Source organism: Cryobacterium sp. Y50, assembly GCF_002929805.1.
Classification (GTDB): Bacteria; Actinomycetota; Actinomycetes; order Actinomycetales; family Microbacteriaceae; genus Cryobacterium.
This window is the reverse complement of the sequence record NZ_PJJM01000083.1, coordinates 22,126-47,032: the sequence shown is the minus strand read 5'-3', so window position 1 is coordinate 47,032 and position 24,907 is coordinate 22,126. Positions and strand designations below refer to the sequence as shown.

Genomic DNA, 24,907 nt, shown 5'->3' with positions numbered 1-24,907 from the left:
ATACCGCGACAACGAACCTGAAGGAGAACGACATGACGACGAATCTGACCGACGCACCCACAGCATCCGTTTCGCCGGAAGCAGCCGCACTCATCGCCCAGGAAAGCGTGCACGCCGCGCACAATTACCACCCCCTCGAGGTCGTCGTCGCCTCCGGTGACGGTGCCTGGGTAACGGATGTTGCCGGTCACCGCTTTCTGGATTGCCTCGCCGCGTACTCCGCCGTGAACTTCGGACACTCCAACCCGGTGCTGCTTGACGCGGCCCGCGCGCAGCTTGGCCGTATCACCCTCACCAGCCGTGCCTTCTACAATGACCAGCTCGGCCCGTTCGTGACCGCGCTCGCCGAACTGGCCGGCAAAGACATGGTGCTGCCGATGAACACCGGCGCCGAAGCGGTCGAATCGGGCATCAAGGTCGCCCGCGCCTGGGGCTACCGGGTGAAGGGTGTCGCGCCCGATCAGGCCAACATTATCGTCGCCGCCGGAAACTTTCACGGACGCACCACGACCATCATCAGCTTCTCCGACGACGAGTTGGCCCGCGCTGACTTTGGTCCGTTCACTCCCGGTTTTCGCACCGTGCCCTACGGCGACGCCGCGGCGCTCGAGGCTGCGATCGACGAGAACACCGTCGCCGTGCTGCTCGAACCCATTCAGGGCGAGGCCGGGATTGTCGTGCCACCGGCGGCATACCTGCCGACCGTGCGGGAGATCACCACGCGCCTGGGCGTGCTGTTCATCGCCGATGAGATTCAGTCCGGCCTCGGTCGCACTGGCTCGACCTTCGCCTGCGATCTGGTGGGCGTTGTTCCCGACCTGTACCTGCTCGGCAAGGCGCTCGGCGGCGGAATCGTGCCGGTGTCGGCGGTCGTCGGCAACACCGACGTTCTCGGAGTGCTACATCCCGGCGAGCACGGCTCGACTTTCGGCGGCAACCCGCTGGCCGCCGCAGTGGGCCTGGCCGTCGTGAAAATGCTGGCCACGGGAGAATACCAGCAGCGCGCGACCGAGCTCGGCACGCGCCTGCACGCCGGGCTCTCGGCGCTGATCGGCCACGGCGTGGTCGAGGTACGCGGCGTCGGGCTCTGGGCCGGCATCGACATCGATCCCGCGCTGGCCCCGGGCCGCGTCGTCTGCGAAGCCCTCCTCGCCCGCGGCGTACTCGCCAAAGACACGCACGGCTCGACCATTCGCCTCGCCCCGCCGATCGTGGTCTCCGCCGACGACGTGGACTGGGCCGTCGAGCAACTGCGCCTTGTGTTGGTCGACCTCACCGCCGCCAAGTAGGCGCCCGGGCTCGGGGCCGAGCGGCCGTAGGCTGGCAGGCATGTACACCGACCTGCCCGAAGCCGAACTCCTCGCCTACCGCAGCGGCCAGGCCGACCCGCGTGACTTCGACGCGTTCTGGGCCGACACCCTCGCCGAGGCCGAGAGCCATCCGGTCAATGTCACCGTGACTCCGGTCGATGCCGGTCTGCAAACGCTCGACGTATTCGACGTGACTTTTTCCGGCTTCGGCGGACAACCGATCAAAGCCTGGCTGCGCGTTCCCGCCGGTGCCAGCGGTCCGCTGCCGACCATCGTGCAGTTTCACGGCTATGGCGGGGGACGTGGGCAGGGTTTCCAAAACCTATTGTGGGCATCCGCCGGGTACGCGCACTTCGAGATGGATGTGCGCGGGCAGGGCTTCAACGGTAGCACCGGCGATACCGCCGGCGCTGCGGGGAGCGGCCCGCAGGTGCCGGGTTTCATGACCCGCGGTATCGACTCGCGCGAGACCTATTACTACCGCCGCCTGTTCACCGACGCCGTGCGTGCTGTGTCGGCGGCCCGCAGCCTCGCGCTCGTCGACGAAGCCCGGGTGGGCGTGGTCGGCACCAGTCAGGGCGGTGGGATCGCGCTCGCCGTGGCCGGACTGGTGCCCAATCTAGCCGCGGTCGTCGCGCGGGTGCCATTTCTCTGTGACTTTCCGCGAGCATCCGTCGTCACCGACGCTATGCCCTACCGCGAGCTCGGCCAATACCTCGCCACGAATCGGCTGAAGGTAGCGCGGGTGCACGACGTGCTCTCCTACTTCGACGGCGTGAACTTCGCCAAGCGCGCCAGCGCGCCGGTGACGATGACGGCCGCGCTGATGGACCCGATCTGCCCGCCGTCGACCGTGTTCGCGGCCTACAACAACTATGCCGGACCGAAGCAGATCACGGTCTGGCCCTACAACGGGCACGAGGGCGGCGCCTGGGAGGACGACGCTCTCGCCCTGCGGGCGTTCGGCGAATATCTCGCCTGAACCAGTCTCAAGAAGGATCTTGCTACCCAAACCGGGCCTACTACCATTTTGGTATGGCTATCAATGTGCGCATCCCGGAGGAACTCGATCGTCAGCTCGAAGAGCTCGCGACGGCACAACACGTATCGAAGCACGCACTGCTCCTGCAGGGCGCAACCCTGGTTGTCGATCGCTACTCGCGTCGAGATGAAATCGAGTCGGGCCTGCAGTTCGTGCTGACCCACGACGCCGAGTTGCTGCAGCGGCTCGAAGACGCATGACGCGTTACCTGGAGGTCGCTGACGCGCTTCAGGTGAGTGAGCGGTACGGATTCTACGTGCAGGACGGCGGCCTGCTTGCGTCTGCGCTGGCACGGCCGTCTGCGTCCATGTTCGGAACGGATGCCTACGCGACCTTTGACCGCAAGGCCGCAGCCCTGCTCGAATCGCTCGTTCGCAATCATTGGCTCGTCGATGGAAACAAGCGCACCGGCTGGACCCTCATGGTGCTCTCTCTGGATCAACGGCTATGCCCACGATTTCACCGCCGACGAGGGTTTCGATTTCGTGATCGGCGTCGCAGAGGGAGTCATCGACCTCGACGAATCTGAACGCCGCCTCGCGGCGCATCGGGTCAAACGGCCATAAGCTGGCGGCGCAAACCCGGGCCAGGTTGCACCGCCCGCGGCTACGGCTATGCCGTCGGGGTCGCCTTCTTTGGCGCACGCTTCACCGGCGTGCCCGTGACGGCAGTGGATGCTCTGACGCTCTGTTTCGGCGCGGCGGCTGTGCGTACTGGGGCCTCGCGTACTGGGGCCCCGCGTACTGGAGCCTTGCGCACCGGCGCCTTCCGTGCCGGAACAGCCTCGGCCGAGGCGACCATCGGGGCGGCGACCGGCATCAGGCGGGCCAGTTGCGTCACGTGCCCGGGGTTCAGCTCTTCGAGCGAGTTCACGCCGAGCAGCCGCATCGTGCGGCTGACCTGCTCCGACAGAATCTGAATGGTGCGGTCGACGCCGGCCTCGCCGCCGGCCATCAAGCCGTAGAGGTAGGCGCGGCCGATCATGGTGAAGCGCGCACCGAGCGCGACGGAGGCCACGATGTCGGCTCCTGACATGATGCCAGTGTCGAGGTGCACCTCGGTGTGCGCACCGACCTCACGCGCGACCTGCGGCAGCAGGTGGAACGGAATCGGCGCCCGATCAAGTTGGCGGCCACCGTGGTTCGAAAGCGTGATGCCGTCGACGCCAAGATCGACGAGGCGCTTGGCGTCCTGAAGATTCTGCACACCCTTGACGACGACCTTGCCCGGCCACTGCGCCTTGATCCAGGCGAGGTCCTCGAAGTCCACGGTCGGGTCGAACATCGTGTCGAGCAGGTCGGCGACGGTGCCGCTCCAACGGTCAAGGCTCGCGAAGGCGAGCGGTTCGGTGGTGAGAAAGTTGATCCACCACTCCGGGCGCGGCAGCGCGTTGACGACCGTGCCGAGCGTGAGCGCCGGCGGAATCGAGAAACCATTGCGCTTGTCCCGCAGCCGAGCACCTGCCACGGGCACATCGACGGTCACCAGAAGCGTGTCGAAACCGGCCTTCGCGGCCCGATCGACCAACGCCATCGAGCGGTCGCGGTCCTTCCACATGTACAGCTGAAACCAGTTGCGGCCGCTCGGGTTGGCGGCCTTCACATCTTCGATCGAGGTCGTGCCCATGGTCGACAGCGCAAAGGGGATTCCGGCCCTGGCCGCCGCGTGCGCCCCGGCGATCTCACCCTCGGTCTGCATCATGCGGGTGAATCCGGTCGGCGCGATGCCGAACGGTTGTGCGACCGGGCCGCCGAGCACGTCCCACCCGGTCGAAACGGTCGACACGTCGCGCAGAATCGAGGGGTGAAACTCGATGTCTTCAAAGGCCTGGCGGGCCCGGCTGAGCGAGATTTCGGCTTCGGCGGCGCCCTCGGTGTAGTCGAAGGCTGCCTTCGGGGTGCGCTTCTGGGCGATCGCGCGCAGATCGGCGATCGTGAGCGCCGCAGCGAGTCGGCGCTTCCTCGCGTTGAACTCCGGGCTCTTGAATTTCATCAGCGGGGCGAGATCTTTAATCTTGGGGATGCGTCGTTGAACCATGGTCGTCCTTTTCTAGTGATCGCGCAGGTGGGTTTCGGCGTAGTAACCGGAGATGTGGGTGTGCATCGCAAGGCGGGCGGCATCCGCTTCACCGGCGAGAATGGCAGCGAGAATGCCGCGGTGCTCCAGCATCAGTCGAGCGGATGTTGCCGGCCAGCTCGGCAGGCCCGCCGCACCGGCCCGCGCGTACCCCTCGATCGCGCTGCGGAGGCCAGCCATGGTCGCCGTGACGACCTGGTTGCCGCTCGCTTCGGCGAGGGAGAGGTGGAACGCCGCGTCGAGGGCGAGAAATTCGGCTTCGGTGAGGGGCTGGCCTTCCATCGCGGTGAGGATCTGCACGGAGGAGGCCAGGTCGGGGGAATCACCGGTCGCGAGGTCGGTGACGATCGAGCCTTCGAGCACGAGTCGGGTTTTGACCACGTCGGCCACCGCAAAGCCCTGGGCCGCGACCTGCAGGCGCATGAGCGCGGACATGCCGCCGCCGGGTCGGGCGACGATGATCGCGCCCGCTGAGGGACCCGATCCGACCGCCGTGCGGATCAGACCGAGCACTTCGAGCACGCGCAGGGCCTCGCGCACGCTGGATCGGCCGACGCCGAGGTCGGCGGCAAGGGTGCGCTCGGGCGGCAAATGGTCCCCGGGGCTGAGCCGACCGTCGAGCAGATCGCGTTCGACCGCGTCGAGTACGACCTGCCAGGCGCGTGGGGCGGTCATAGGGTCCTCTCGGTGACATGTGGTCTGACCACAGGTTACACGATCACCACCCGCTCGCGCGATAGGCAAATCCGTCAAAGCTCGGGAGCACCCGCTTGGTGCACACGCGCCTGGCCTGCCACCCGGGCGCACCAAGCAGCAGCGCGACGCGCGTCTCGCGCCGCCCAGGCGAATCAGGGCCGAGAGACGTCCGCCTCCACCGCGCGTGGGAATCAGTCATTTGTTCGCGAGAGCAGCACATGGCCGGGTTGCGCCAGCCGCGTAGACCGTGGGGGTACTTACATCCTCAGCCCAAGAGCGCTGATCATGCTGCGCCCGTCGTCGGTGATTTTGTCGGGAGTCCACGGCGGCATCCAGACCCAGTTAATCCGATGGCGTTCGACCACGCCGATGAGTGCCTGCTCGGTCTGTTCCGTGAGCACCTCTTGCTCGGGGCAGCCGGCCGAGGTGAGGGTCATTTGGATGACGAGCGTATCGGTGTCGTCGTCCCAGGCCAGGCCGTAGATCAGGCCGAGGTCAAAGACGTTGATGCCGATCTCGATATCCATAACGTTCTTGAGTGCTTCTTCGATGTCATCCAGGCGTGCCGGAGTGAGTGCTGAGACCATGTTCCCAGCCTACGGTCGCGGCGGGTCGCGCTCTGCCCGACTAACGCGTCAGCACGACGTTGACGGGGCTCTCGCCGCGCAGTATTCGCTCTATTTGGTGGCGAACGAGCAGGGCCATGCGTGGCAGCATCGCGCTTGAGGCGCCGCCAACGTGGGGGGAGATAATCACGTTCGGCAGCGCGAAAAGCGGATGCCCCGCCGGCAGCGGCTCCGGATCGGTCACGTCGAGCGCGAGCCGCAGGCGGCCGCTGGTGGCGTGTGCGAGTAGCGCATCCGTGTCGGCGACCTGACCGCGGGCAATGTTGACGAGCAAGCTACCGTCTTGCATTTGCGACAGGAAGGCGTCGTCGACCATGCCGGTGGTCTGCGTCGTGAGCGGCACGCCGACCACGACGATATCGGCCCTCGAAAGCAGCTCGGGTAGGGACTCGAAGCTATAGATCATGCCGCGCTCATCGCTGCGGGCCGTGCGGGCGACCCGGATGACGGTGGTTTCGAAGGCGAGCAGCCGAGTCTCAATGGCGTGGCCGACGCCGCCGTAGCCGAGCAGCAGAACGGTGCGATCGGCGAGGCTCGCATGGTGCGAGGGTGCCGCCCACGTACCGACATCGGCGGCGCGCACGAAGTCGGGAATGCCGCGCTGGGAGGCCAGGATGAGCGCGAGGGTGAGCTCGGCGGTAGAAGTTTCGTGCACGCTGGCCGCGTTGGCGTAGACGTGCCCGGCTGGCAGCACCCGGTCGACGCCGTCGTAGCCGATGGACTGGCTCTGCACGAGCCTGGTATTGACTCCGGCGAGGTGGGCCAGCCGGTCGGTTTTGCCCATGTACGGCGTGACGACGATATCGATCTCGGGAACCGGTGCTGGGCCTTCCATCGCCCACTCGATGATCTCGACGCCGTCGGGCAGATCGCCGAGGGCGGCGCGCAGTTGGGGCTCGGGCAGGCTGACGCGCAGTATTTCGGGGCTCATCGGTCAAGCCTAGACCGACACCGATGCTGCGAGCACGACCGGAGAAATGCTCTGCTCAACAGCCGAGGGGCGGTGTGTAAGGCGGCGAGGTCGCCTGGGTCATCCCGTGCCCGTCTCAGGGATTCCGAGGAAGTGCTTTCTGCTCCGGCTGAAGCCGGACGATGTTCTCTCCGGGGGCGATTGATAATATTGGCGCATGAGCAAAGACGTTGATCACGCTGCTGTCCACGATGATCGAGCTTTCTTTGGACAACCGCGTTCGCTTGCCAACATCTTCGGCGTCGAGATGTGGGAACGTTTCTCCTTCTACGGCATGCAGGGCATTTTACTGTTGTACCTGTACTTTTCGGCGGCCGACGGCGGTCTCGGAATTGCACAGGCTACGGCGGCCGGCATCGTCGGCGCGTACGGTGGTGGGGTCTACCTCTCGACGATCCTCGGCGCTTGGATCGCCGATCGTCTCCTCGGCTCGGAGCGGGTGCTGTTCTACAGTGCCATCGTCATCATGCTTGGCCACATCGCCCTGGCCAGCGTGCCCGGAGTCGGTGGGCTGGCCGCCGGCCTTATCCTGGTGGCAGTCGGCAGCGGTGGACTCAAGGCGAACGCGACGTCCGTTGTTGGCACGCTCTATGCGTCGGATGACCCGCGGCGAGACGCGGGATTCTCACTGTTCTACCTCGGCATCAACCTCGGTGCGTTCGCCGGACCGATCCTCACCGGACTGTTGCAGACGACCGTCGGTTTCCACCTCGGGTTCGGCCTCGCTGCCGTTGGCATGGCAATCGGCCTCATCCAGTATTCTCTCGGCCGCAAGCGACTACCGGATGCCGCCCGGCGGGTTCCCGATCCCCTGCCGCGTTCACGTTGGTCCCGATACATCGTCCTTGCGATTCTGGCGCTCGGCGTCATCGTCGTGCTCGTGCTCACCGGAGTGATTACCGCGAGCAATTTGGTCACTATCGTGATCGCGCTGACGATCGTCGCAACGGTCGCCTACTTCGTGGTGATTCTTTCGAACCGCCATATCACGACCGTAGAGCGCAAACGGGTCTATGCCTTCATCCCGCTTTTTATTGCCAGCGCCGCGTTCTGGTCTCTGTACCAGCAGCAATTCACGGTCGTCACGATCTACTCGGACGAGCGACTCAACCGTGAGCTGTTCGGCTGGGAGATGCCGGTGTCCTGGGTGCAGTCCATCAACCCCGTGTTCATCATCGTGCTCTCCGGCATCTTTGCCGCCCTGTGGACCAAGTGGGGCTCGAGGCAGCCTTCCACGCCGATCAAGTTCGCGGTGGGAACCGCGGTGATGGGCGGTGCCTTCCTGCTGTTCCTGCCGTTCGCCGGCGGTGCCGCGAATTCGACGCCACTCCTGGCGATGATCGGAATCCTGCTGATCTTCACGGTTGCGGAGCTGCTGCTCTCACCGGTCGGGCTCTCCGTTGCTACCAAGCTCGCACCGGAGGTCTTCAAGACTCAGATGGTGGCGCTGTTCTTTCTTTCGGTCGCGCTCGGATCCGCCGTGTCGGGGGTGCTCGCCACCTGGTACGCGACGGCGCCGGAGCGACTCTATTTCGGTGTTCTCGGCGGCATCGCTATCGTGCTGGGGCTTATGCTCGCCCTGATCGCGCGTCCGGTGCTGCGCCTGATGGGCGGGGTGCGCTAAGCCCTCCGGAGCGGTGAGTGCCCAGTCGGTGCCCTCGATAAAATAGCTGGCGCGATCACTGCGTCAAGCGAAATCTCGATCCGGCACTGACGCGTGCGGCTACCGTCTGAAATTGAGTTCCGGGCCCGGGCCCGGAACTCACAGGGCTAGCGCGGAACCGTCGCCTCGATGATTGCGATCTCCCGCGTGGCGGTCTCGCGATTGTGCTCGGCGGCGCGCTCTCGGCCCAGATCGGGCTCGTCGTCTGAGTTCGACCGCTCCAGCACGGCGGTTCCGCCGCGACGACTCGGCCGCACCGGCGGCACCTCGCGCCCGTCGCCAGCGTGCAGCACGCGCACCCTCGGCGCGGTGAACGGATGCACCTGCACCCGCAGTCGGCGATACCGCACCATCCAAAACAGCACGACCAGTGCGGCCAACAGGCCCGAGACCGCGGCGAGGCCGAGGGCCCAACGGGGGCCGAAGGCATCGGCTACCCAGCCGACGAGCGGGGCGCCGAGAGGAGTGCCGCCGACGAAGATTGCCATGTAGAGCGCCATCACGCGGCCGCGCATCTCGGGTCGGGTGGTTGTCTGTACGTAGGCGTTCGCGGTGGTCATGAGCGTCAGCGACGACAGGCCGACGAGGGTGAGAGAAATGGCGAAAGTGGCATATGTCGGCATGATGGCCGACAGCCCGCAGGCCAGACCGAACATGGCAGCACCCAGCACGACGAGACGCATCCGTGCGCGGCTGCGCCGGGCGGCGAGTAGTGCGCCGATGACGGCACCAATGGCCATGATCGAGCTGAGCAGACCGAACTCCGCTGCCCCCTGTCCGAACTCAATCGTCGCCATGGTCGAGGTGAAGATGGCAAAGTTGAGGCCGAAGGTGCCGATGAGAAAGACCGCAATCATGACGACGATGATGTCGCTCCTGCCGCGCACATAGCGAAAACCGGCCAGAAGCTGACCGCTTTCGCGGGAGATCTTCGGCTGGCGACGCAGCTGGTGGGTGCGCAGCAGCGTCATGGCGAAGACGGTCGCGGCGAAGGTGACCGCGTTGATCATGAAGACCCAGCCGGCGCCGACGGCGACCGTGAGCAGGCCGGCCGCGGCGGGACCGATCAGCCGTGCGCCGTGGAACGATGCCGAGTTGAGCGCGACAGCGTTCGAGAGTTGGTCTTCGGCGACGAGCTCAGAGACGAAGGCTTGACGGGCCGGCGCGTCGATGGCGGCGACGACGCCGAGACCGAAAGCGAACAGGTAGACATGCCAGAGCTGGGCGACCTCAAGCACGGTCAAAATGCCCAGGCCGAGGGCAAGCAGTCCCATCAGGGTCTGGGTGAGAATGAGTAGCTTGCGCCGGTTGAACCGATCGGCGATGAGGCCGGACCAAGGCATGAGCAGCAACTGCGGGCCGAGTTGCAGAGCCATGGTGAAGCCCACGGCTGTAGCGTCGTAGTCGGTGAGCTGGGTCAGCACGATCCAGTCCTGGGCGGTGCGCTGCATCCAGGTACCGATGTTCGACACCAGAGCCCCAGCGAACCAGATGCGATAATTGACGACGCTCAGCGAGCGAAACATGGCACTCAACTGTCGGCCAGCTCCTTCATGATCAGAGTTGCATCGGCGAGCACGCGGTGCTGTTCGGAGCTGAGCTGGGCAATGCGCTGCACCAGCCAGGCGTCTCGACGCTTGCGGGTTTCGGTCATCATCTCGGCACCGGCATCCGTTGTGCTGAGTACAATTTTGCGCCCGTCGAGGGTTGAATCGGTGCGGGTGACGAGACCGGCATCGACCAGGCATTTCACCGTGCGAGTCATCGACGGCGGGGTCACCCGCTCGAACTCGCTGAGTTCAGTCAGTGTGAGCGGGCCGTGAACGTAGAGCACGCCGAGCGCAGAGAACTGGCCGCTGCCGAGTTCGTTCTCAGCTTTCTCCTGGCGCAGCCGACGGGCGAGGCGGCCGTTCGCCAGGCGAAACTCGTGGCTGATTTCGGCGGTGTTGTGTGCCGCGGACGGCTGGGCCTTGATAGTGCTGAGGGCGGCGGTCTTCGGGTGCATGCGGGATTCCATATATCCTTAGCATAGCAAATTAGCCTTGCTAAGTACATTTTTTCAGGCCACCGGCGCCAAACACGGCAGACTGGCCTCGTGCCTACATATACGGATGCCTCTGGCCTGGTTTTCACCTACTACGTCTGGCCGGTCGACGCCCCCAAGGCCGTCATTCAGATCGCCCACGGCGTCGGCGAACACGCCCAGCGCTATGCGGCGCTCGCCGCCGACCTCAACCAGGCCGGTTATGCCGTCTATGCCGACGACCACCTCGGACACGGCCAGACCGGACTCGACCAGCACGGCGGCGACCGCGCGTTGCTCGGCCGGCTCGGCGTTGGCGGGCTACGCGCGGCGGTGGCCGGCGTGCATCAACTGAGCGGAATCATCCGTTCGCAGCATGAAAACCTCCCCCTCGTGCTGCTCGGACACAGCTGGGGATCATTCATGGTGCAAATGATTGTGAACGCGCACGCTGCTGAGTATGACGCGATCGTGCTCTCGGGCAGCGCCTACCGCTGGCCCGGCTACCTCGACGGCGGCGACCTCAACCGCAAACATAAAACGCTCGGATCTACCGGCGTCGAATGGCTCAGCCGGGACCCAGCGGTCGCCGCAGCCTTCGTGGCCGACCCGCTGACCACTGCGACACCGCTCGCGAAGCTGTTCGGCGTGCGCGAGGCCGCACGCATGTTCGGGCGCCCGGCCCGTGATCTGCCATCTGAGCTACCCCTGCTCGTGTTGGTCGGCGGTGACGACACCGTCGGGGGCGAACGCAGTGCGCTCAAACTGGTGAACGCATACATTAAGCGCTCAGGGCTGCGCGACGTGCAATTGATCGTGTACCCGGGTGCACGACACGAGGTTTTCAACGAGACCAACCGGGACGAGGTCATCGGTGACCTCGTCGCCTGGCTCGACGAACGATTCAAGCCGTAGGCTGGAACCGTGCATGGTGAATATAAGGTTCCGGGCGGCAAACTGGTCGTCGTTGATCTCGATGTCGTCGACGATGTCATCGTTAATTTTCGTCTGGCTGGGGATTTCTTTCTCGAGCCCGACGATGCCCTTGAAGACATCAACGCGGCGGTGAACGGCGTGCCTGCCCGCAGCACATCCGCCGCGATCGCGGACGCCGTGCGTGGCGCGCTGCCGGCCGGAGCGATTCTGCTCGGCTTCTCGCCGGAGGCTGTTGCGGTTGCCATTCGTCGGTCGCTCGCCCAGGCGAGCACCTGGCGCGACTACGACTGGCAGGTCATCCACTCGCAGACGCCGGTCGCCCCCGTGCTACAAATGGCCCTCGACGAGGTGCTCGCGATCGAGGTTGGCGAGGGACGCCGCCAACCCACTCTGCGCATCTGGGAGTGGAACGAACCGGCCGTCGTCATCGGCAGTTTTCAGTCGCTCAAGAACGAGGTCGACCCCGAGAACGCTGCGAAGTACGGCTTCACCGTGGTGCGGCGCATCAGCGGTGGCGGTGCCATGTTCATGGAGGCAGGCTCGGTCATCACCTATTCGATCTATGCGCCGACCGACCTCGTGCAGGGTATGAGCTTCGCCGACTCCTACGCATTTCTCGACGAGTGGGTCATCACCGCGCTCAAATCGCTCGGCATCGACGCGCACTACCAGCCTCTCAACGACATCACGAGCCCGACCGGCAAGATCGGCGGGGCCGCTCAGAAACGGCTCGGCAGCGGCGCCGTACTGCACCACGTCACCATGAGCTACGACATGGACGGCGAAAAAATGGTCCAGGTGCTGCGCATCGGCCGCGAAAAGCTCAGCGACAAGGGCATCACGAGCGCTGCCAAACGCGTCGACCCTCTGCGCAGCCAGACCGGCCTGAGCCGCGCTGCGATCATCGACCGCATGAAGCAGACTTTCACCGGCCTCTACGGCGCCACCGAGGGTGACGTCACCGCCGAGGAATATGCCAAGGCCACCGAGCTCGTCGCAAATAAGTTCAGCACGGAGGAATGGCTAACCCGGGTTCCCTGACGGGCGGGCGGTTACCCCAGCCCCGGCGAGCGGATGCCCGCGGCGCGGCCGCCAGCATCCGCTCGCGCACGCATGCGCGCGTCGAAAAGCACCTACCGGCCTCGTGTCAACAGGTCTTGGTATTCCGCGTGGGTGTCGATCCAGTGCGCAACATAGGAGCAGTCGGCTACCACGGCCAAGTCGGTGCGCACGCGCACGTCGTCGAGCGCCTGCTCGACCAGGATGCTCGCCAAACCGTGGGCGCGCCGGGTCGCGTCGACCTCGGTGTGCGTGAAATGCACCGCGGATTTTGTGGTGACGTAGTCGGCCAGGCCGACGCTGTCGTCGTCGAGCCAAACCGTGTATCGGTTCTGTTCCGGGCTGTGGCGCACCCGGAGCAGACCTACTCCCGGAAGATCCTGCGAGTGAATGGTCGTCGATTCAGCAGTCATCCCCACAGACTATGCCGATAGACGGCACGGAGGCTGAAAGAATAGACAAATGCCAAATGCATGGACGCCGACCAGCCCGAGCCGTGTCATCCACGCCAACAACCTTGAGGTGTTGCCTAGCCTGCCGGGCGGCGCCTTCACCCTGATCTATCTCGATCCGCCGTTCAACACTGGTCGGTCACAGAAACGTCAGACCACCACCTCGGTGCGTTCGGTCGCCACCGACGGATCCCATGCGACCGGAACGATCACCGGGTTCAAAGGCCAGCGTTACGAGCGCATCAAGGGCGACCTGCTCGGTTACGATGACAAGTTCGAGGACTATTGGGCTTTTCTGGAGCCGCGTCTGATCGAGGCATGGCGGCTACTGGCCGACGACGGTACGCTCTACCTGCACCTCGACTACCGCGAAGCGCACTACGCCAAGGTACTGCTCGATGCCCTGTTCGGCCGGGAATGCTTTCTCAACGAGCTCATCTGGGCCTACGATTACGGCGCCAAGTCCAAGAATAAGTGGCCCACCAAACACGACACGATTCTGGTCTATGTGAAGAATCCGGCCCGGTATTACTTCGACTCCACGACCGTCGACCGCGAGCCGTACATGGCGCCCGGCCTGGTCACGCCCGAAAAAGTGGCCAAGGGCAAACTGCCGACGGATGTCTGGTGGCACACGATCGTCTCGCCCACCGGCAAGGAAAAAACCGGCTACCCCACCCAGAAACCGGTCGGAATTCTACGGCGCATCATCCAGGCGTCCAGCCGTGAGGGCGACTGGGTGCTCGATTTCTTCGCCGGCAGCGGCACCACCGGTGCCGTCGCGGCCGCCCTCGGCCGCCGCTTCGTGCTGGTCGACCAGAACCCCGAGGCGCTTGCCGTGATGCGGGCACGGTTCGAGCTGGTGCCGGGCGTTGAATTTCTAAACCCTGACGCTTGACTCGAACCACCCTCGTGGCACTCGTTTGAGAAACCGGCACGGGTTCAAACCCGTGCCAGCTTCTCAACCATGTGTCGCGACCCGCCCCGTGATGTAAGGAAGACCTTTGAGATTTCGCATTTTCACCGAGCCCCAGCAGGGCGCCACCTACGACGACGTTCTGGCCGTCGCGCAGGCCACCGAGCGACTCGGCTTCGACGCCTTCTTTCGCAGCGACCACTACCAGGTTATGGGCGACGGCGATGGCCTGCCCGGCCCGACGGATGCCTAGACCACCCTCGCCGGGTTGGCGCGCGAGACGAAACGCATCCGTTTGGGAACCCTGGTCTCCTCGGTGACCTACCGGCCGCCGGGCATTCTGGCCATTCAGGTCGCGCAGGTCGACCAGATGTCGGGCGGACGAGTGGAGCTCGGACTCGGCACCGGCTGGTTCGAGCGGGAGCATCTCGCCTACGGTATTCCCTTTCCGGCCAAGCGGTTTGGCATGCTCGAAGAGCAGCTCGCGGTGATCACCGGCCTGTGGAACACGCCGGTCGGAGCCCGATACGACTTCGCGGGCGAGCACTACACCCTGGTCGATTCGCCCGCCCTGCCCAAGCCCACACAGGTGCGGGTTCCGGTGATCGTCGGGGGCGGCGGCGCGAAACGCACCCCGGCCCTCGCTGCCCGGTTCGCGACCGAGTTCAACCTGCCGTTCCCCGAATTCGACCAGATCAGAGCCAAATATGACGGCGTGCGCGCGGCCTGCGATGCCATCGGCCGCGATCCAGCAGAGCTGAGCTATTCGGTGGCGCTGATCGCCGTCGGTGGCTCAAACGAGGCAGAGTTCGCCCGCCGGGCCGCCGCCGTGGGTCGCGAGCCGGCCGAACTGCGAGAGCACGGCCTGGCCGGCACCGCATCCGAGATCGTCGACCGGCTCGGTACCCTCGCCGATTCCGGCGTCGAGTGCGTCTACCTGCAGATCATGGACCTGTACGACCTTGAGCACCTCGACTGGTTCGCCGCCGAGGTCGTGCCACAGCTTCGCTGATCCGTAACGAGTGCCGCGAGTCGGCGGGCGGCATTCAGGACTCTGAAAGCCCCCGACGCTAAGCTCGAATCATGTTGCAGAACAACGAACCCACGGACGCCGACCAGCGGCGTACCCGGCGTCGGTTCCTGATCGGCGTTCTCATTGTTGGGGTCCTCGTCGCCCTCGCGGCGGTCGCGCTCTATCTCAGCGCTGCCTTCAGCGTCTAACCCCGCCCCCCAAAAAAACCGAAGCGCCCTCGAACGAAGTGAGTATCCTGTGCAGTTGACCCGGTGGCAACGACTCGGCCTGACGGCAGCCGTTGGAGCCGTGCTCGCGGTCGGTGCGACCGCGCTCGTCGTGCAGGCCATCGAAGGTCCCGACGCGCCCTCGACTACCGCGCATACAACGGCGCCAGCAACGGATGCCGCCACCCCCGCCGCAACGGACCGCGCCACCCCCACAGACCCGGTCGATGCGGTTGAGGTCGAATCGGGGCCGGCACTCAGCGCCGAAGTATCGGCGCAGCTGGACTACGTGCTCGCGCACTGGGACGAGAAAGACTACAACTCCGCCGACTGGGGCGTGCTCGGCATCAACGATTGCGTCAACTTCGCCAGCCAGGCCATGATCGCCCGCGGCTGGACCATGGACGATGTTTGGTCGAGCCCGAAGAACGGTAACGCCTACGACGCATCCGCCGCCTGGCGCAGCTCGACGGCCTTCATGAAGTATATTGCCGCCACAGGCAAGGCCACGGCCCTCACCGATCAGCAGCGCGACCAGGTCAAGGTCGGCGACATCGTGCAGTTCGACTGGGACAACACCGGCGACCGCGATCACACCGGCATCGTTTCGAAGGTCGAGCGTACGGGGGACGCCATCTCAATTTCGTTTGCCGGGCACACCCTAAATTCCGATTACCGCTCGGTCGACACGGCGATCACGGAGGACCACCCGGGCGGCACGGCGTACTACTGGAGCGTCCCTTGACGGCTCCCACACCTTTTGAAATCGTGAGCGTCGGTTCCGACGGCGGTCTCTTTGGAAAGGCCCTTGGATCGAGCTTGTCAGTGATTCCGGTCAGCGGAAGAAATCTCGAAAACCCAACCATTCTGCTTCGGGCGAAGCGTTACCGCTGCACCGAAAGCATGGGTTAAGCGATCGCCGTGTCGACGATAACTTTGGCCTCAAGCTGAACTTGGCGCAGGTGCTCGTCGCCGAGAAAAGACTCGGCGTAGATCTTGTAGACGTCTTCGGTACCACTCGGCCGGGCCGCAAACCAGGCGTTCTCGGTGGTGACCTTCACTCCGCCGATGGCAGCGCCGTTGCCGGGAGCAACACTGAACGCGCCGGTGATCTTCTCGCCGGCTAGCTCGGTGGCCGTGATCATCGAGCCGTCAAGCTTGGCCAGGGCGGCTTTCTGCGCGGGCGTGGCCGCAGCATCCACTCTCGCATAAGAAGGCGCGCCGAAGTGCTCGGTCAGTTCCGCGTAGCGCTCGCTCGGGGTCTTGCCGGTCACCGCGAGAATCTCGGAGGCGAGTAGGGCGAGCAGAATGCCGTCTTTGTCGGTGGTCCAGACGGTGCCGTCGAAGCGCACGAAACTCGCTCCGGCGCTCTCTTCACCGCCGAAAGCGACGGAACCGTCGATGAGACCGGGCACGAACCACTTGAAGCCGACCGGAACCTCCCACAGGTCGCGGCCGAGAAAGCCGGTGACCCGGTCGATCATCGTCGACGAGACGAGGGTTTTGCCGACCGCGGCGTCGGGCTTCCAGCCTTCGCGGTGGCTGTACAGGTAATCGATGGCGACGGCCAGAAAGTGGTTCGGGTTCATCAGGCCGCCGTCGGGCGTGACGATGCCGTGCCGGTCGGCATCGGCGTCGTTGCCGGTCAGAATGTCGTACTCGTCTTTGTGCGCGACAACGGATGCCATCACCGACGCACTCGACGGATCCATGCGAATCTTCTCGTCCCAATCCAGGGTCATGAAGCGCCAGGTCGGATCGACTTTCGGGTTGACCACGACCAAGTCGATCTCATAGCGGTCACGGATGGCACCCCAGTAGCCCACGCTCGCGCCGCCGAGCGGGTCGGCCCCGATGCGGATTCCGCTGGTGCGGATCGCCCGCATGTCGATGATGTTCTCGAGGTCGTTCACGTAGTTGCCGCGAAAGTCATAGGTTTCCAGGGCGCTGGGTTCGCTCATCAGTACGCCATCCAGACCATGAGCGATGAGCTCGTTTGCCCGGTTGGCGATCCACGAGGTGGCATCGCTGTCGGCCGGACCGCCGTGTGGCGGGTTGTACTTGAAACCGCCGTCCATCGGTGGGTTGTGGCTCGGGGTGACGACGATGCCGTCGGCCAGGTCGCCGTGCTCGCCGCTGTTGTAGGCCAAAATTGCGTGCGACAGGGAGGGAGTGGGCACGTAGTCGTCGAACTCGTCCACGATCACGCGCACGCCGTTGGCGACGAGCACCTCCAGGGCGGTCGTGTAGGCCGGGCCGCTCAGGGCGTGCGGGTCGGTACCAATGAACAGCGGGCCGGTGATGCCCTGACCGGCGCGATACTCCACGATCGCCTGCGTCGTGGCGCTGATGTGATCCTCGTTGAACGCGGTGTTCAGCGAACTGCCGCGATGTCCGGAGGTGCCGAAGACGACCTGCTGGGCCGGCACCGCGACATCCGGTTTCAGGTCGTAATAGGCCTTGACCAGCCCATCAACGTCGATCAAATCAGATTCCAGGGCTGGGGTGCCCGCGCGTTCGCTCATGAGCACAGTCTGGCATCCCCAGTAGGCTGTCAGCCATGCCCGACTCGCCGAATCCGTCCCACACCCAGACTTACAGCTATCTCGGCCCGGCCGGCACCTTTACCGAAGCGGCGCTCGCCCAGGTACCCGGCGCCCGCGGCCAGATCTGGCGTCCGGTCAACAATGTGGGTGAGGCGTTCGCCGATGTCACGAGCGGCCGTAGCGTGGCGGCAATGATCGCCATTGAGAACTCGGTCGACGGCGGAGTCACGGCCACGCAGGATGCCCTCGCGAGCGTGCCGAACCTGCGCATCATCGGCGAATACTTGGTGCCGGTGAACTTCGTACTGGTCGCTCGCCCCGGCACAACGTTGGACGACGTGCGCGTCATCAACGCGCATCCGGTCGCCTATGGGCAGTGCCGTATCTGGCTCGAACAGACCCTGCCGAGCCACGGCCACATCCCCGCATCGAGCAACGTCGCCGCTGCCTCCGCCCTCTTGGACACCGATCAAGCGGATGCCGCGATCGCCCCGCCCGGAATCGACAAGCACCACGACCTCGTCGTTCTCGCCTCGAATATCGGGGACAACCCCAACGCTGTCACCCGGTTCGTGCTGGTCGGCCGCACCGCCGAACTCACCGCGCCGACCGGCGCCGACAAGACCAGTCTCATCATCGAGCTGCCGAGCGATCGCTCCGGTGCCCTGCTCGACATGCTCGAGCAGTTCGCCACCCGCGGCGTGAACCTCAGTCTCATCCAGTCCCGGCCGATCGGTGATTCCCTTGGACGGTACCGCTTCGTCGTCGACGCCGAGGGGCACATCCTTGACGAGCGGGTCGCCGACGCCCTGCTCGGCCTGCGCCGGTTCAGCCCCAAGGTGATCTTTCTCGGGTCGTATCCGCGCGCTGACAAGCGGCCGATCGAATTCACCTCCCGCTACGACGACGGCATCTTCATCGAGGCCCGCGACTGGTTGCGTGGGCTGATCGCGGGGGAGCCCACCCAATGACCGACCCGCGCTTTGACCCGAATCACGATGCCCGGTATCAGCGTGGCTATGAGCCCGGTGACTCGGCGGATTCCGGTAGCTCAAAGATGACCGAACTGTTCGCGCCTACCTCTCCCAACCAGCCAGCAGCATCCGTTGGTACAGACGGGCGCGACTCGGGCGCGCTTCCCGTGCCTGCAGACGGTACAGCTGACGACGACGAGCCTCTCGACCAATACGAGCCGCGTAATCCGTTCATCATCGCCTTGTGGATTCTTGGGCCAGCCCTCATCATCGGCGGGATGATCCTGCAGGTGCGCACGATTACTGCCACCTATTTCAGCTCGGGCTTCGCGGGATCCTCGAGTGCGGAGGTACCCATCGAGATGGTGATGCAGCAGTTGATCTACGCTCTCGCGCCCGCAATGATCTCCACCGGTCTACTCACCGTTGTGGGCCTGCTGTTCGTCCACGCCCTGCGGTGGCGTTCCCGATCGTCGCGCCTATAGCTAGCTCAGCCATCTCACTCAGGCCATCTCACTCAGGCCGGCACGCGCACGATCAGCGCGCCAGCATCGGCGTGTAGCCGCACCTTCTGCACCAGCCCGAACTCGTCGCCGTCGAGCTCGAAATCCTGGGGGTGCTCAAGAGCGATGCGAATATCGGGCCCGCGCAGGGTCGTCATCACGCGCTCATTCGATGACTCCGTAGCCGCAATCATGCGTCGCCCCACCGCCGAGCGACGCAGCACGCCGTTCTCCCAGGTCACCCGTCGCCAGATGGTCAGCCAGCCGAGCATGCCCTTGGGCTGCAGCACGGCAATGTCGAGAATGCCGTCGTCGAGGCGCGCATCGGGCAGAAACTGCAGGTTGCCCGGCAGCAGCCCGCAGTTGGCGACGAGAATGGCGCTCACCTGCGCCGGGCGGGCGGTGCGCCCAGCAACGCTGTAGCGGATGCGAAATGGCCGCGCCTTCGGCAGCGCCCGCGCCACCCCGTCAACGTAGGCGAGCCAGCCCACTTGCTTCTTGAGGTCGTCCCGGGTGTGGGCGATCATCTGCGCGTCGAGTCCGAGCCCGGCCATGACCAGAAAAACGTGTTCTTCGACCGCGCCGGCCTCGGTGGTGACGCTGGCGACGCCGAGGTCGATGGACTTGTCCGCGCCGCCGAATGCGATCACGGTGGCAGCGTCGACGCTGCCGAGGGGCAGATCGAGGTTGCGCGCGAGCAGGTTGCCGGTGCCCGACGGCACGATCGCCATGCGCACGCCGGAGTCACGCAGCGCCTCGGCTACCGCGCGAACCGTGCCATCGCCGCCGGCCGAGAGCACCATCGAAGCGCCAGCGCCGAGCGCCTGTTTGGTGGCCGCCTGGCCGACGTTGTCCTTGCTCGTTTCGAACCACTGTGTTTCACCCCAGCCAGCGGACTGCGCGGCCGCGGCCACGCTCGCTCGCAGTTTGGCGAGGTCAACTTTCGCTGGATTATAGACGACGGCGGCGTGCTGATCGAGGCGTTCGGAGGCGGTCACGAGGCCTAGGCTACTGGGTTGACTCCGCGTTTACCCGTCCGTGTGCACTTGTAGACTGACCGGGTGATTGATCCGGTGCTGTTACGCGAAAACCCTGACCTCTTCAAGCGTTCGCAGGAGGCCCGTGGCGACTCCGTTGAAGCGGTGGATGTCGCGCTCACCGCCGACGCGCAGCGCCGCGCATCCATCACTGCGTTTGAAGATCTGCGCGCGAGGCAGAACCTGTTCGGCAAGACGGTAGCCCAGGCCCCGCCCGAGCAGAAGAAGACCCTCGTCGCCGAGGCGCGCGGTCTCGCTGCAGAAGTGAAGGCCGCTGGCGCCGTAGCAGCTGAGGCCGAGGAACGCTTCAGCAAGATCGTCAAGACCATCGCCAACCCCATCATCGACGGTGTCCCAGCCGGTGACGAGGCCAACTTCGTGACCCTGCGCACCCACGGCGAAGCCCCAGTCTTCGACTTCGAGCCGCGCGACCACCTCGAGCTCGGCGAGCTGCTCGGCGCCATCGACATGGCTCGCGGCGCCAAGGTCTCTGGTACCCGGTTCTATTTTCTCAAGGGCATCGGCGCACGCCTCGAGATCGCACTCATGAACATGGCGCTCGACCGGGCGCTCGACGCCGGCTTCGTACCGCTCATCACCCCCACGCTCGTGCGCCCTGAGATCATGGACGGCACCGGCTTCCTCGGTGAACACAACGATGAGGTCTACTACCTGCCCGCCGACGACCTGTACCTCACCGGCACGAGCGAGGTCGCGCTCGCCGGGTACCACAAGGACGAGATCCTCGACCTCTCCGAGGAGCCGCTACGCTACGCCGGCTGGAGCACCTGCTACCGTCGCGAGGCCGGTTCGGGAGGCAAAGACACCCGCGGAATCATTCGGGTGCACCAGTTCAACAAGCTCGAAATGTTCACCTATGTACTGCCTGAAAACGCCGAGGCCGAGCACGATCGCCTCGTCGCCCTGCAGGAAGGCATGCTGCAGTCTCTCGGCCTGAGCTACCGGGTGATCGATGTCGCCGCCGGCGACCTCGGCTCAAGCGCCGCCCGCAAGTTCGACATCGAGGCCTGGGTGCCCACCCAGAATGCTTTCCGCGAGCTCACCAGCACGAGCAACTGCACCACCTACCAGGCACGCCGGCTGGACATCCGTTATCGCACCGAATCGGGCAAGACCGCGCCGGTCGCGACCCTCAACGGCACGCTTGCGACCACGCGCTGGCTCGTCGCGATGCTCGAAACCCACCAGCAAGCGGATGGCTCGGTGCTGGTCCCAGAGGCGCTGCGGCCGTACCTCGGCGGCCTCGAGGTGCTCACGCCGCTTGCCGTGAAGGGCGCGAAGTGACGTCGATGGTCAGCGAAGAGCCGTGGCTCGTCGCCCTCGACATTGACGGCACCACGATGCACGAGGACGGCTCGATCAGCCAGTCCGTGATTGACGAGGTCGCCCGGCTCGCCGCGGCCGGCCACGAGGTCATGCTCGCCACCGGGCGCTCGGCCGCCGCTGCCCTGCCGGTGCTCGGCCGGCTCGGAATCTCGCCGCGCTACGTGGTCTGCTCCAACGGTGCCATCACCATGCACCGCGACGACACGGCACCGCTCGGTTACCGCCGTGAATGGGTTGAAACCTTCGACCCGAGCGATGTGCTCACCTCCATTCGGGCGCACCTTGGCTCGGCCCGGTTCGCCGTCGAAGACGAGCATGGCTTTTACCGCTACACCGAACCGATTCCCGATGCCACCATCGGTATGGACAGTGAACGGGTCGACTTTGACGAGCTGCTGAAGCACCAGGCGACCCGCGTGGTCGTCATTTCGCCCGACCACGACATGGAGGATTTTCTCCAGGTGGTCGAGCGCATGGGGCTGAACCGGGTGAGCTATGCGATCGGGTGGACCGCCTGGCTCGACATCGCTCCCGACGGCGTCAACAAGTCGACGGCGATGGAGCGGGTGCGCGTGGCCGTCGGTGTTCCGCGTGAACGCGTCATGGCCGTCGGCGACGGGCGCAACGACATTGACATGCTGCAATGGGCCGCCGAATTCGGTCGCGGCGTGGCCATGGGCGAATCGCCCGATGACGTTCTCGCCGCCGGGTCGGAGATTACCGGAAACGTGACCAGCGACGGCCTTGCCACTGTGTTGCGCACACTCTGACGGGCATCCAGCCGTTTATCAGGCATCTCTGTCAGCCTGAGCAGTCTGCCATCGGCTAGAATCGGGCCAGTTCGCCCAATTCTTCCCGGCAGGGCATTTTCGTGCTGGGAATGGGCAAACCGGGAGGGCTGTCCGAGCGGCCGATGGAGCCAGTCTTGAAAACTGGTGGGCAGAAATGTCTCGTGGGTTCGAATCCCACGCCCTCCGCAAACAGTGCAAGTGAAAACAGTACAAGTGCAAGACAGGGCGCATGCCTCAGGCTGACCAGGCCGACAACCCGACGAGAGGACATGAGTGAGCGACCAACTTCGCCCCCGCAGTGCCGGTTCCAAGAATCTCAAGACTGTTGCCCGTCATGGTCGGCTCAAGAAGTCGAACGCTGCGGTTGCCGTTGCGAAATTCATTGCGGGCAGCGTGGCCGTCGTTCTGGTCAGTGGATTTTCCGTGGCCGCCATCGCCACCTACGACGTTGTCGCGAGCGCGCCGCCGAGCGTGCACTTGGCTAATGAGAGCAACGGCCCGGTTCCGTCGATCGGCGCCATCGACGGCGGCGTGAACATGCTCGTCGTCGGCAGCGACAGTCGCGTCGGCCAGGAGGCCAGGTTCGGCCCGGAGGATTCCACCGGGGACCTCAATGATGTGACCATGCTGCTGCACATCTCCGAAGACCACAGCAACGCCTCGGTCATCAGCTTTCCCCGCGACATGTTCGTCGCCATCCCCTCCTGCCCAAAGGAAGACGGCAGCGGGTCGTACAGTGCAATGAATAGCCTGAAGATCAACACCACGCTCACTTATGGCGGCCTCGCCTGCACCGTGCTGACCGTAGAGAAGCTCACCGGGCTGTCCATTCCTTTTGCGGCCGAGGTGCAGTTCAGCGGCGTCATGGCCATGTCCTCCGCCGTCGGCGGCGTTCCGGTCTGCGTGGCCACCCGCATCGAAGACGAGTACACCGGCACCTTTCTCGACCCGGGCGAGCACACACTCGAGGGCTACGAAGCTCTACAGTTTCTGCGCACCCGCCACGGCCTCGGCGATGGTGGCGACCTGACCCGCATCAACAACCAGCAGTTGTTCATGTCTTCGCTCGTGCGCACAATCAAGAGTGCTGACACGCTCGCAGACCCGACCAAGGTGTATGCCTTGGCGAAGGCGGTCACAGCTAACATGCGCCTCTCCGACAGCCTGAGCAGTGTGACGACACTCGCGTCGATCGCCATCGCACTGAAGGACATCGATTTGGATCAGGTGGTCTTCGCGCAGGTGCCCACCGGCAGCACGACCGGCGGGGTGAAAGCCGTGCAGCCAGCCTTCGACAACCTGTTCGAGGCGGTTGCCGCCGATCAGCCGCTAACCCTGAGCGGAACCACCGGACGCGGCACCGAGGCCAATCCGAACGCTCCCGTTGAGCCGGACCCGGTCGCGACCGCAGTTCCCTCGGCAACGACCGATCCTGCCGCAACAGCTGATCCGACTGCGACCGAGGCTCCCGTCGCCACCGAAGACACGGGCGTCGTGCTCTCGGAGTCGGTGACCGGTCAAACGGCTGGTGACTATACCTGCACCAGGGGACGTACGCTCGAGAACCAGTAGCCGGGCGCGGGCATCCGTTTTACGGGCCGTGATTTTCATGGTCAAAGCGGATGCCCGCGTTACGGCTAAGATGAACGAGTGTGTTTGCGCAAGCAGGTACCAAGGAGACGTCGCATAGTTCGGCTTAGTGCACCACCCTGCTAAGGTGGAGTACCCGCAAGGGTACCGAGGGTTCAAATCCCTCCGTCTCCGCAGAGAGGAATTCACGTAATTCCGGCGTTTAGTTTACGAAATTCTTGCGGCAACAAAAAACCGGCGATCGCATCGCCGGTTTTTGCGTTAAATCGCCGATTCTGGGAGTGCTAGCCCCAAGAAATGCTGTGATCCGGGCGTGGTCTGCGGTTAAACACCGCTTCGCCCTGTTTTTGGCAGGGCGAAGCGACTTTTGCTGCAGGTAACGGAATTGTTGACGACCGGGCGGCTAGCTGGGTGGTGGTGATGGTGCCGTGTCGGTGGGTGGCGTCGCCGCAGTGATTTCAGTGCTGGAGTAGTACGTGCTCGCGAAGGACTTGTTCTTCGAGGTGAGGGGCACTCGGGCGAGCTCGCTCTGAATGAACGTCAGAATCTTTCGGATGTTGGCTGAGACGAGTGCGAGTGTCACGGCCAGCGACGCGAAGGTGTTGCCGCGGGCGCGCCGTTTCATGGGGGAGGCGATGTCTTCGGTTGCGGAGTCCTTGATGAATGCGTTCTGCGATTCGACGGTGTTGCGCAGTGCGTAGAAACCCTTCCACACTGGACTTTTGTGGGGGTAGGTCTGCCCGTACTTCAGGGCTTTGTCCTTGGCGGGGTCTTTCCCGGCGGGTATCACGACGGTCTTCTTGCGGATGGGCTCGATGAGTTCGCCGGTCTTGTGGTCGAACGCCAAACCGTCGTAGTTCTTAGGGTCGGGGTAGAGGTATTGGCGTGAGCCGTCGGGCCGGCGCTTGCCCTTGGGCTTGGCGCGGTACTTCTCACGCTCGGCGATTCGCTGGTCTCGCAGTTCTTTGGCTTGACGCACGGGGTTTGAGTCGCTGGAGAGGATGGCGTCGTCTTCGGGCGTTTCCTCGTCAACGGGCACGCCGGTGTCGGCTGCCTTCCGGTCCTTTCGGTACAGGTCGAGGGCGTGGATAAGGTCCTGGGGCATGTAGTG

The 24,907-nt window shown here is 64.8% G+C and carries 25 protein-coding genes, 2 tRNA genes and 2 pseudogenes; 19 read left to right on the top strand and 10 right to left on the bottom strand.

What is annotated here, in order from left to right; all coding sequences use genetic code 11:
* Positions 1-32 precede the first annotated feature (32 nt).
* The 5 genes and pseudogenes from rocD to CXY73_RS23510 all read left to right on the top strand — a co-directional run bounded on the left by rocD (position 33) and on the right by CXY73_RS23510 (position 2,918).
* On the top strand, positions 33-1,289 hold the full coding sequence (rocD, locus tag CXY73_RS07560; protein WP_104177350.1) for an ornithine--oxo-acid transaminase: 1,257 nt from the start codon (positions 33-35) through the stop codon (positions 1,287-1,289).
* Between the two features lie 40 nt (positions 1,290-1,329).
* The gene (locus CXY73_RS07555) at positions 1,330-2,292 is read left to right on the top strand and encodes an acetylxylan esterase (protein WP_104177341.1); all 963 of its coding nucleotides are present in this window, start codon (positions 1,330-1,332) and stop codon (positions 2,290-2,292) included.
* Between the two features lie 53 nt (positions 2,293-2,345).
* A complete protein-coding gene (locus tag CXY73_RS07550) occupies positions 2,346-2,552 on the top strand; it encodes a ribbon-helix-helix protein, CopG family (RefSeq protein ID WP_233198200.1) in 207 nt (68 codons plus the stop codon).
* A pseudogene (locus tag CXY73_RS23515) lies at positions 2,549-2,725 on the top strand (death-on-curing protein); the annotation flags it as partial. The gene CXY73_RS07550 and the pseudogene CXY73_RS23515, both read left to right, overlap by 4 nt.
* 19 nt (positions 2,726-2,744) lie before the next feature.
* Positions 2,745-2,918, top strand: a complete 174-nt coding sequence (locus CXY73_RS23510) for a hypothetical protein (protein ID WP_368665892.1) — start codon at positions 2,745-2,747, stop codon at positions 2,916-2,918.
* A gap of 46 nt (positions 2,919-2,964) precedes the next feature.
* Here CXY73_RS23510 and CXY73_RS07540 read toward each other — a convergent pair whose 3' ends face one another.
* The 4 genes from CXY73_RS07540 to CXY73_RS07525 form a co-directional block, all read right to left on the bottom strand.
* Entirely contained in the window at positions 2,965-4,389 is a 1,425-nt protein-coding gene (locus tag CXY73_RS07540) for an alpha-hydroxy acid oxidase (RefSeq protein ID WP_104177340.1), read from the bottom strand.
* A 12-nt stretch (positions 4,390-4,401) separates the two neighbouring features.
* Positions 4,402-5,103: a FadR/GntR family transcriptional regulator gene (locus CXY73_RS07535; RefSeq protein WP_104136766.1), complete on the bottom strand. Its 702-nt coding sequence runs from the start codon at positions 5,101-5,103 to the stop codon at positions 4,402-4,404.
* A gap of 278 nt (positions 5,104-5,381) precedes the next feature.
* Entirely contained in the window at positions 5,382-5,711 is a 330-nt protein-coding gene (locus CXY73_RS07530; protein ID WP_104136763.1) for a metal-sulfur cluster assembly factor, read from the bottom strand.
* Between the two features lie 40 nt (positions 5,712-5,751).
* Entirely contained in the window at positions 5,752-6,681 is a 930-nt protein-coding gene (locus tag CXY73_RS07525; RefSeq protein ID WP_104177339.1) for a 2-hydroxyacid dehydrogenase, read from the bottom strand.
* Positions 6,682-6,877: 196 nt separating this feature from the next.
* On the opposite strand from CXY73_RS07525, the gene CXY73_RS07520 reads away from it, so the two are divergent.
* Entirely contained in the window at positions 6,878-8,344 is a 1,467-nt protein-coding gene (locus tag CXY73_RS07520) for a peptide MFS transporter (protein WP_104177338.1), read from the top strand.
* Positions 8,345-8,490: 146 nt separating this feature from the next.
* On the opposite strand, the gene CXY73_RS07515 is transcribed toward CXY73_RS07520, so the two are convergent.
* Positions 8,491-9,918 (bottom strand): MFS transporter, encoded by a 1,428-nt coding sequence (locus CXY73_RS07515; RefSeq protein ID WP_199184318.1) that lies wholly within the window; start codon positions 9,916-9,918, stop codon positions 8,491-8,493.
* Positions 9,915-10,388, bottom strand: coding sequence for a MarR family winged helix-turn-helix transcriptional regulator (locus CXY73_RS07510; protein WP_104136936.1), 474 nt, complete (start codon positions 10,386-10,388; stop codon positions 9,915-9,917). Before CXY73_RS07510 ends, CXY73_RS07515 begins: the two co-directional genes overlap by 4 nt.
* Positions 10,389-10,478: 90 nt before the next feature.
* Between CXY73_RS07510 and CXY73_RS07505 the strand changes: the two genes are divergently transcribed.
* Positions 10,479-11,321, top strand: coding sequence for an alpha/beta fold hydrolase (locus tag CXY73_RS07505; RefSeq protein ID WP_104136753.1), 843 nt, complete (start codon positions 10,479-10,481; stop codon positions 11,319-11,321).
* 9 nt (positions 11,322-11,330) lie between these two features.
* A complete protein-coding gene (locus CXY73_RS07500; protein WP_104177337.1) occupies positions 11,331-12,383 on the top strand; it encodes a biotin/lipoate A/B protein ligase family protein in 1,053 nt (350 codons plus the stop codon).
* 92 nt (positions 12,384-12,475) lie between these two features.
* Here the strand turns inward: CXY73_RS07500 and CXY73_RS07495 are convergent, their stop codons facing one another.
* Positions 12,476-12,814, bottom strand: coding sequence for a GNAT family N-acetyltransferase (locus CXY73_RS07495; RefSeq protein WP_104136748.1), 339 nt, complete (start codon positions 12,812-12,814; stop codon positions 12,476-12,478).
* A gap of 49 nt (positions 12,815-12,863) precedes the next feature.
* Between CXY73_RS07495 and CXY73_RS07490 the strand changes: the two genes are divergently transcribed.
* The 4 genes and pseudogenes from CXY73_RS07490 to CXY73_RS07480 all read left to right on the top strand — a co-directional run bounded on the left by CXY73_RS07490 (position 12,864) and on the right by CXY73_RS07480 (position 15,753).
* Positions 12,864-13,751 carry a site-specific DNA-methyltransferase gene (locus CXY73_RS07490; protein WP_104136745.1) on the top strand — a complete coding sequence of 296 codons (888 nt, stop codon included), beginning with the start codon at positions 12,864-12,866 and terminating at the stop codon, positions 13,749-13,751.
* 106 nt (positions 13,752-13,857) lie between these two features.
* Positions 13,858-14,781, top strand: a pseudogene (locus CXY73_RS07485) (LLM class F420-dependent oxidoreductase).
* A 71-nt stretch (positions 14,782-14,852) separates the two neighbouring features.
* On the top strand, positions 14,853-14,990 hold the full coding sequence (locus tag CXY73_RS21920) for a hypothetical protein (RefSeq protein WP_158253108.1): 138 nt from the start codon (positions 14,853-14,855) through the stop codon (positions 14,988-14,990).
* Positions 14,991-15,039: 49 nt separating this feature from the next.
* Complete coding sequence (locus CXY73_RS07480) at positions 15,040-15,753, top strand: amidase domain-containing protein (RefSeq protein ID WP_158253107.1); 714 nt, start codon at positions 15,040-15,042, stop codon at positions 15,751-15,753.
* A gap of 163 nt (positions 15,754-15,916) precedes the next feature.
* Here CXY73_RS07480 and pgm read toward each other — a convergent pair whose 3' ends face one another.
* Positions 15,917-17,533, bottom strand: coding sequence for a phosphoglucomutase (alpha-D-glucose-1,6-bisphosphate-dependent) (pgm, locus tag CXY73_RS07475; RefSeq protein ID WP_104177336.1), 1,617 nt, complete (start codon positions 17,531-17,533; stop codon positions 15,917-15,919).
* A 35-nt stretch (positions 17,534-17,568) separates the two neighbouring features.
* Here pgm and pheA point away from each other — a divergent pair, with 35 nt between their 5' ends.
* Complete coding sequence (gene pheA / locus CXY73_RS07470) at positions 17,569-18,525, top strand: prephenate dehydratase (protein ID WP_104177335.1); 957 nt, start codon at positions 17,569-17,571, stop codon at positions 18,523-18,525.
* Positions 18,522-19,013: a hypothetical protein gene (locus CXY73_RS07465; RefSeq protein ID WP_104136733.1), complete on the top strand. Its 492-nt coding sequence runs from the start codon at positions 18,522-18,524 to the stop codon at positions 19,011-19,013. The genes pheA and CXY73_RS07465 overlap by 4 nt, the downstream gene beginning before the upstream one ends.
* A 32-nt stretch (positions 19,014-19,045) precedes the next feature.
* Here CXY73_RS07465 and CXY73_RS07460 read toward each other — a convergent pair whose 3' ends face one another.
* Positions 19,046-20,029, bottom strand: coding sequence for a diacylglycerol kinase family protein (locus tag CXY73_RS07460; RefSeq protein ID WP_104177334.1), 984 nt, complete (start codon positions 20,027-20,029; stop codon positions 19,046-19,048).
* A gap of 63 nt (positions 20,030-20,092) precedes the next feature.
* On the opposite strand from CXY73_RS07460, the gene serS reads away from it, so the two are divergent.
* The 5 genes from serS (at position 20,093) to CXY73_RS07435 (ending at position 23,970) form a co-directional block, all read left to right on the top strand.
* Positions 20,093-21,373 carry a serine--tRNA ligase gene (gene serS / locus CXY73_RS07455; RefSeq protein WP_104136727.1) on the top strand — a complete coding sequence of 427 codons (1,281 nt, stop codon included), beginning with the start codon at positions 20,093-20,095 and terminating at the stop codon, positions 21,371-21,373.
* 5 nt (positions 21,374-21,378) lie between these two features.
* Positions 21,379-22,185: an HAD family hydrolase gene (locus CXY73_RS07450; RefSeq protein WP_104136933.1), complete on the top strand. Its 807-nt coding sequence runs from the start codon at positions 21,379-21,381 to the stop codon at positions 22,183-22,185.
* A gap of 122 nt (positions 22,186-22,307) precedes the next feature.
* Positions 22,308-22,392: transfer RNA gene (locus CXY73_RS07445), tRNA-Ser, on the top strand.
* 87 nt (positions 22,393-22,479) lie between these two features.
* Positions 22,480-23,778 carry an LCP family protein gene (locus CXY73_RS07440; RefSeq protein WP_104177333.1) on the top strand — a complete coding sequence of 433 codons (1,299 nt, stop codon included), beginning with the start codon at positions 22,480-22,482 and terminating at the stop codon, positions 23,776-23,778.
* Between the two features lie 103 nt (positions 23,779-23,881).
* Positions 23,882-23,970, top strand: a tRNA-Ser gene (locus CXY73_RS07435).
* A 229-nt stretch (positions 23,971-24,199) separates the two neighbouring features.
* Here CXY73_RS07435 and CXY73_RS07430 read toward each other — a convergent pair.
* Entirely contained in the window at positions 24,200-24,901 is a 702-nt protein-coding gene (locus CXY73_RS07430) for a hypothetical protein (protein ID WP_146071680.1), read from the bottom strand.
* Positions 24,902-24,907 lie beyond the last annotated feature (6 nt).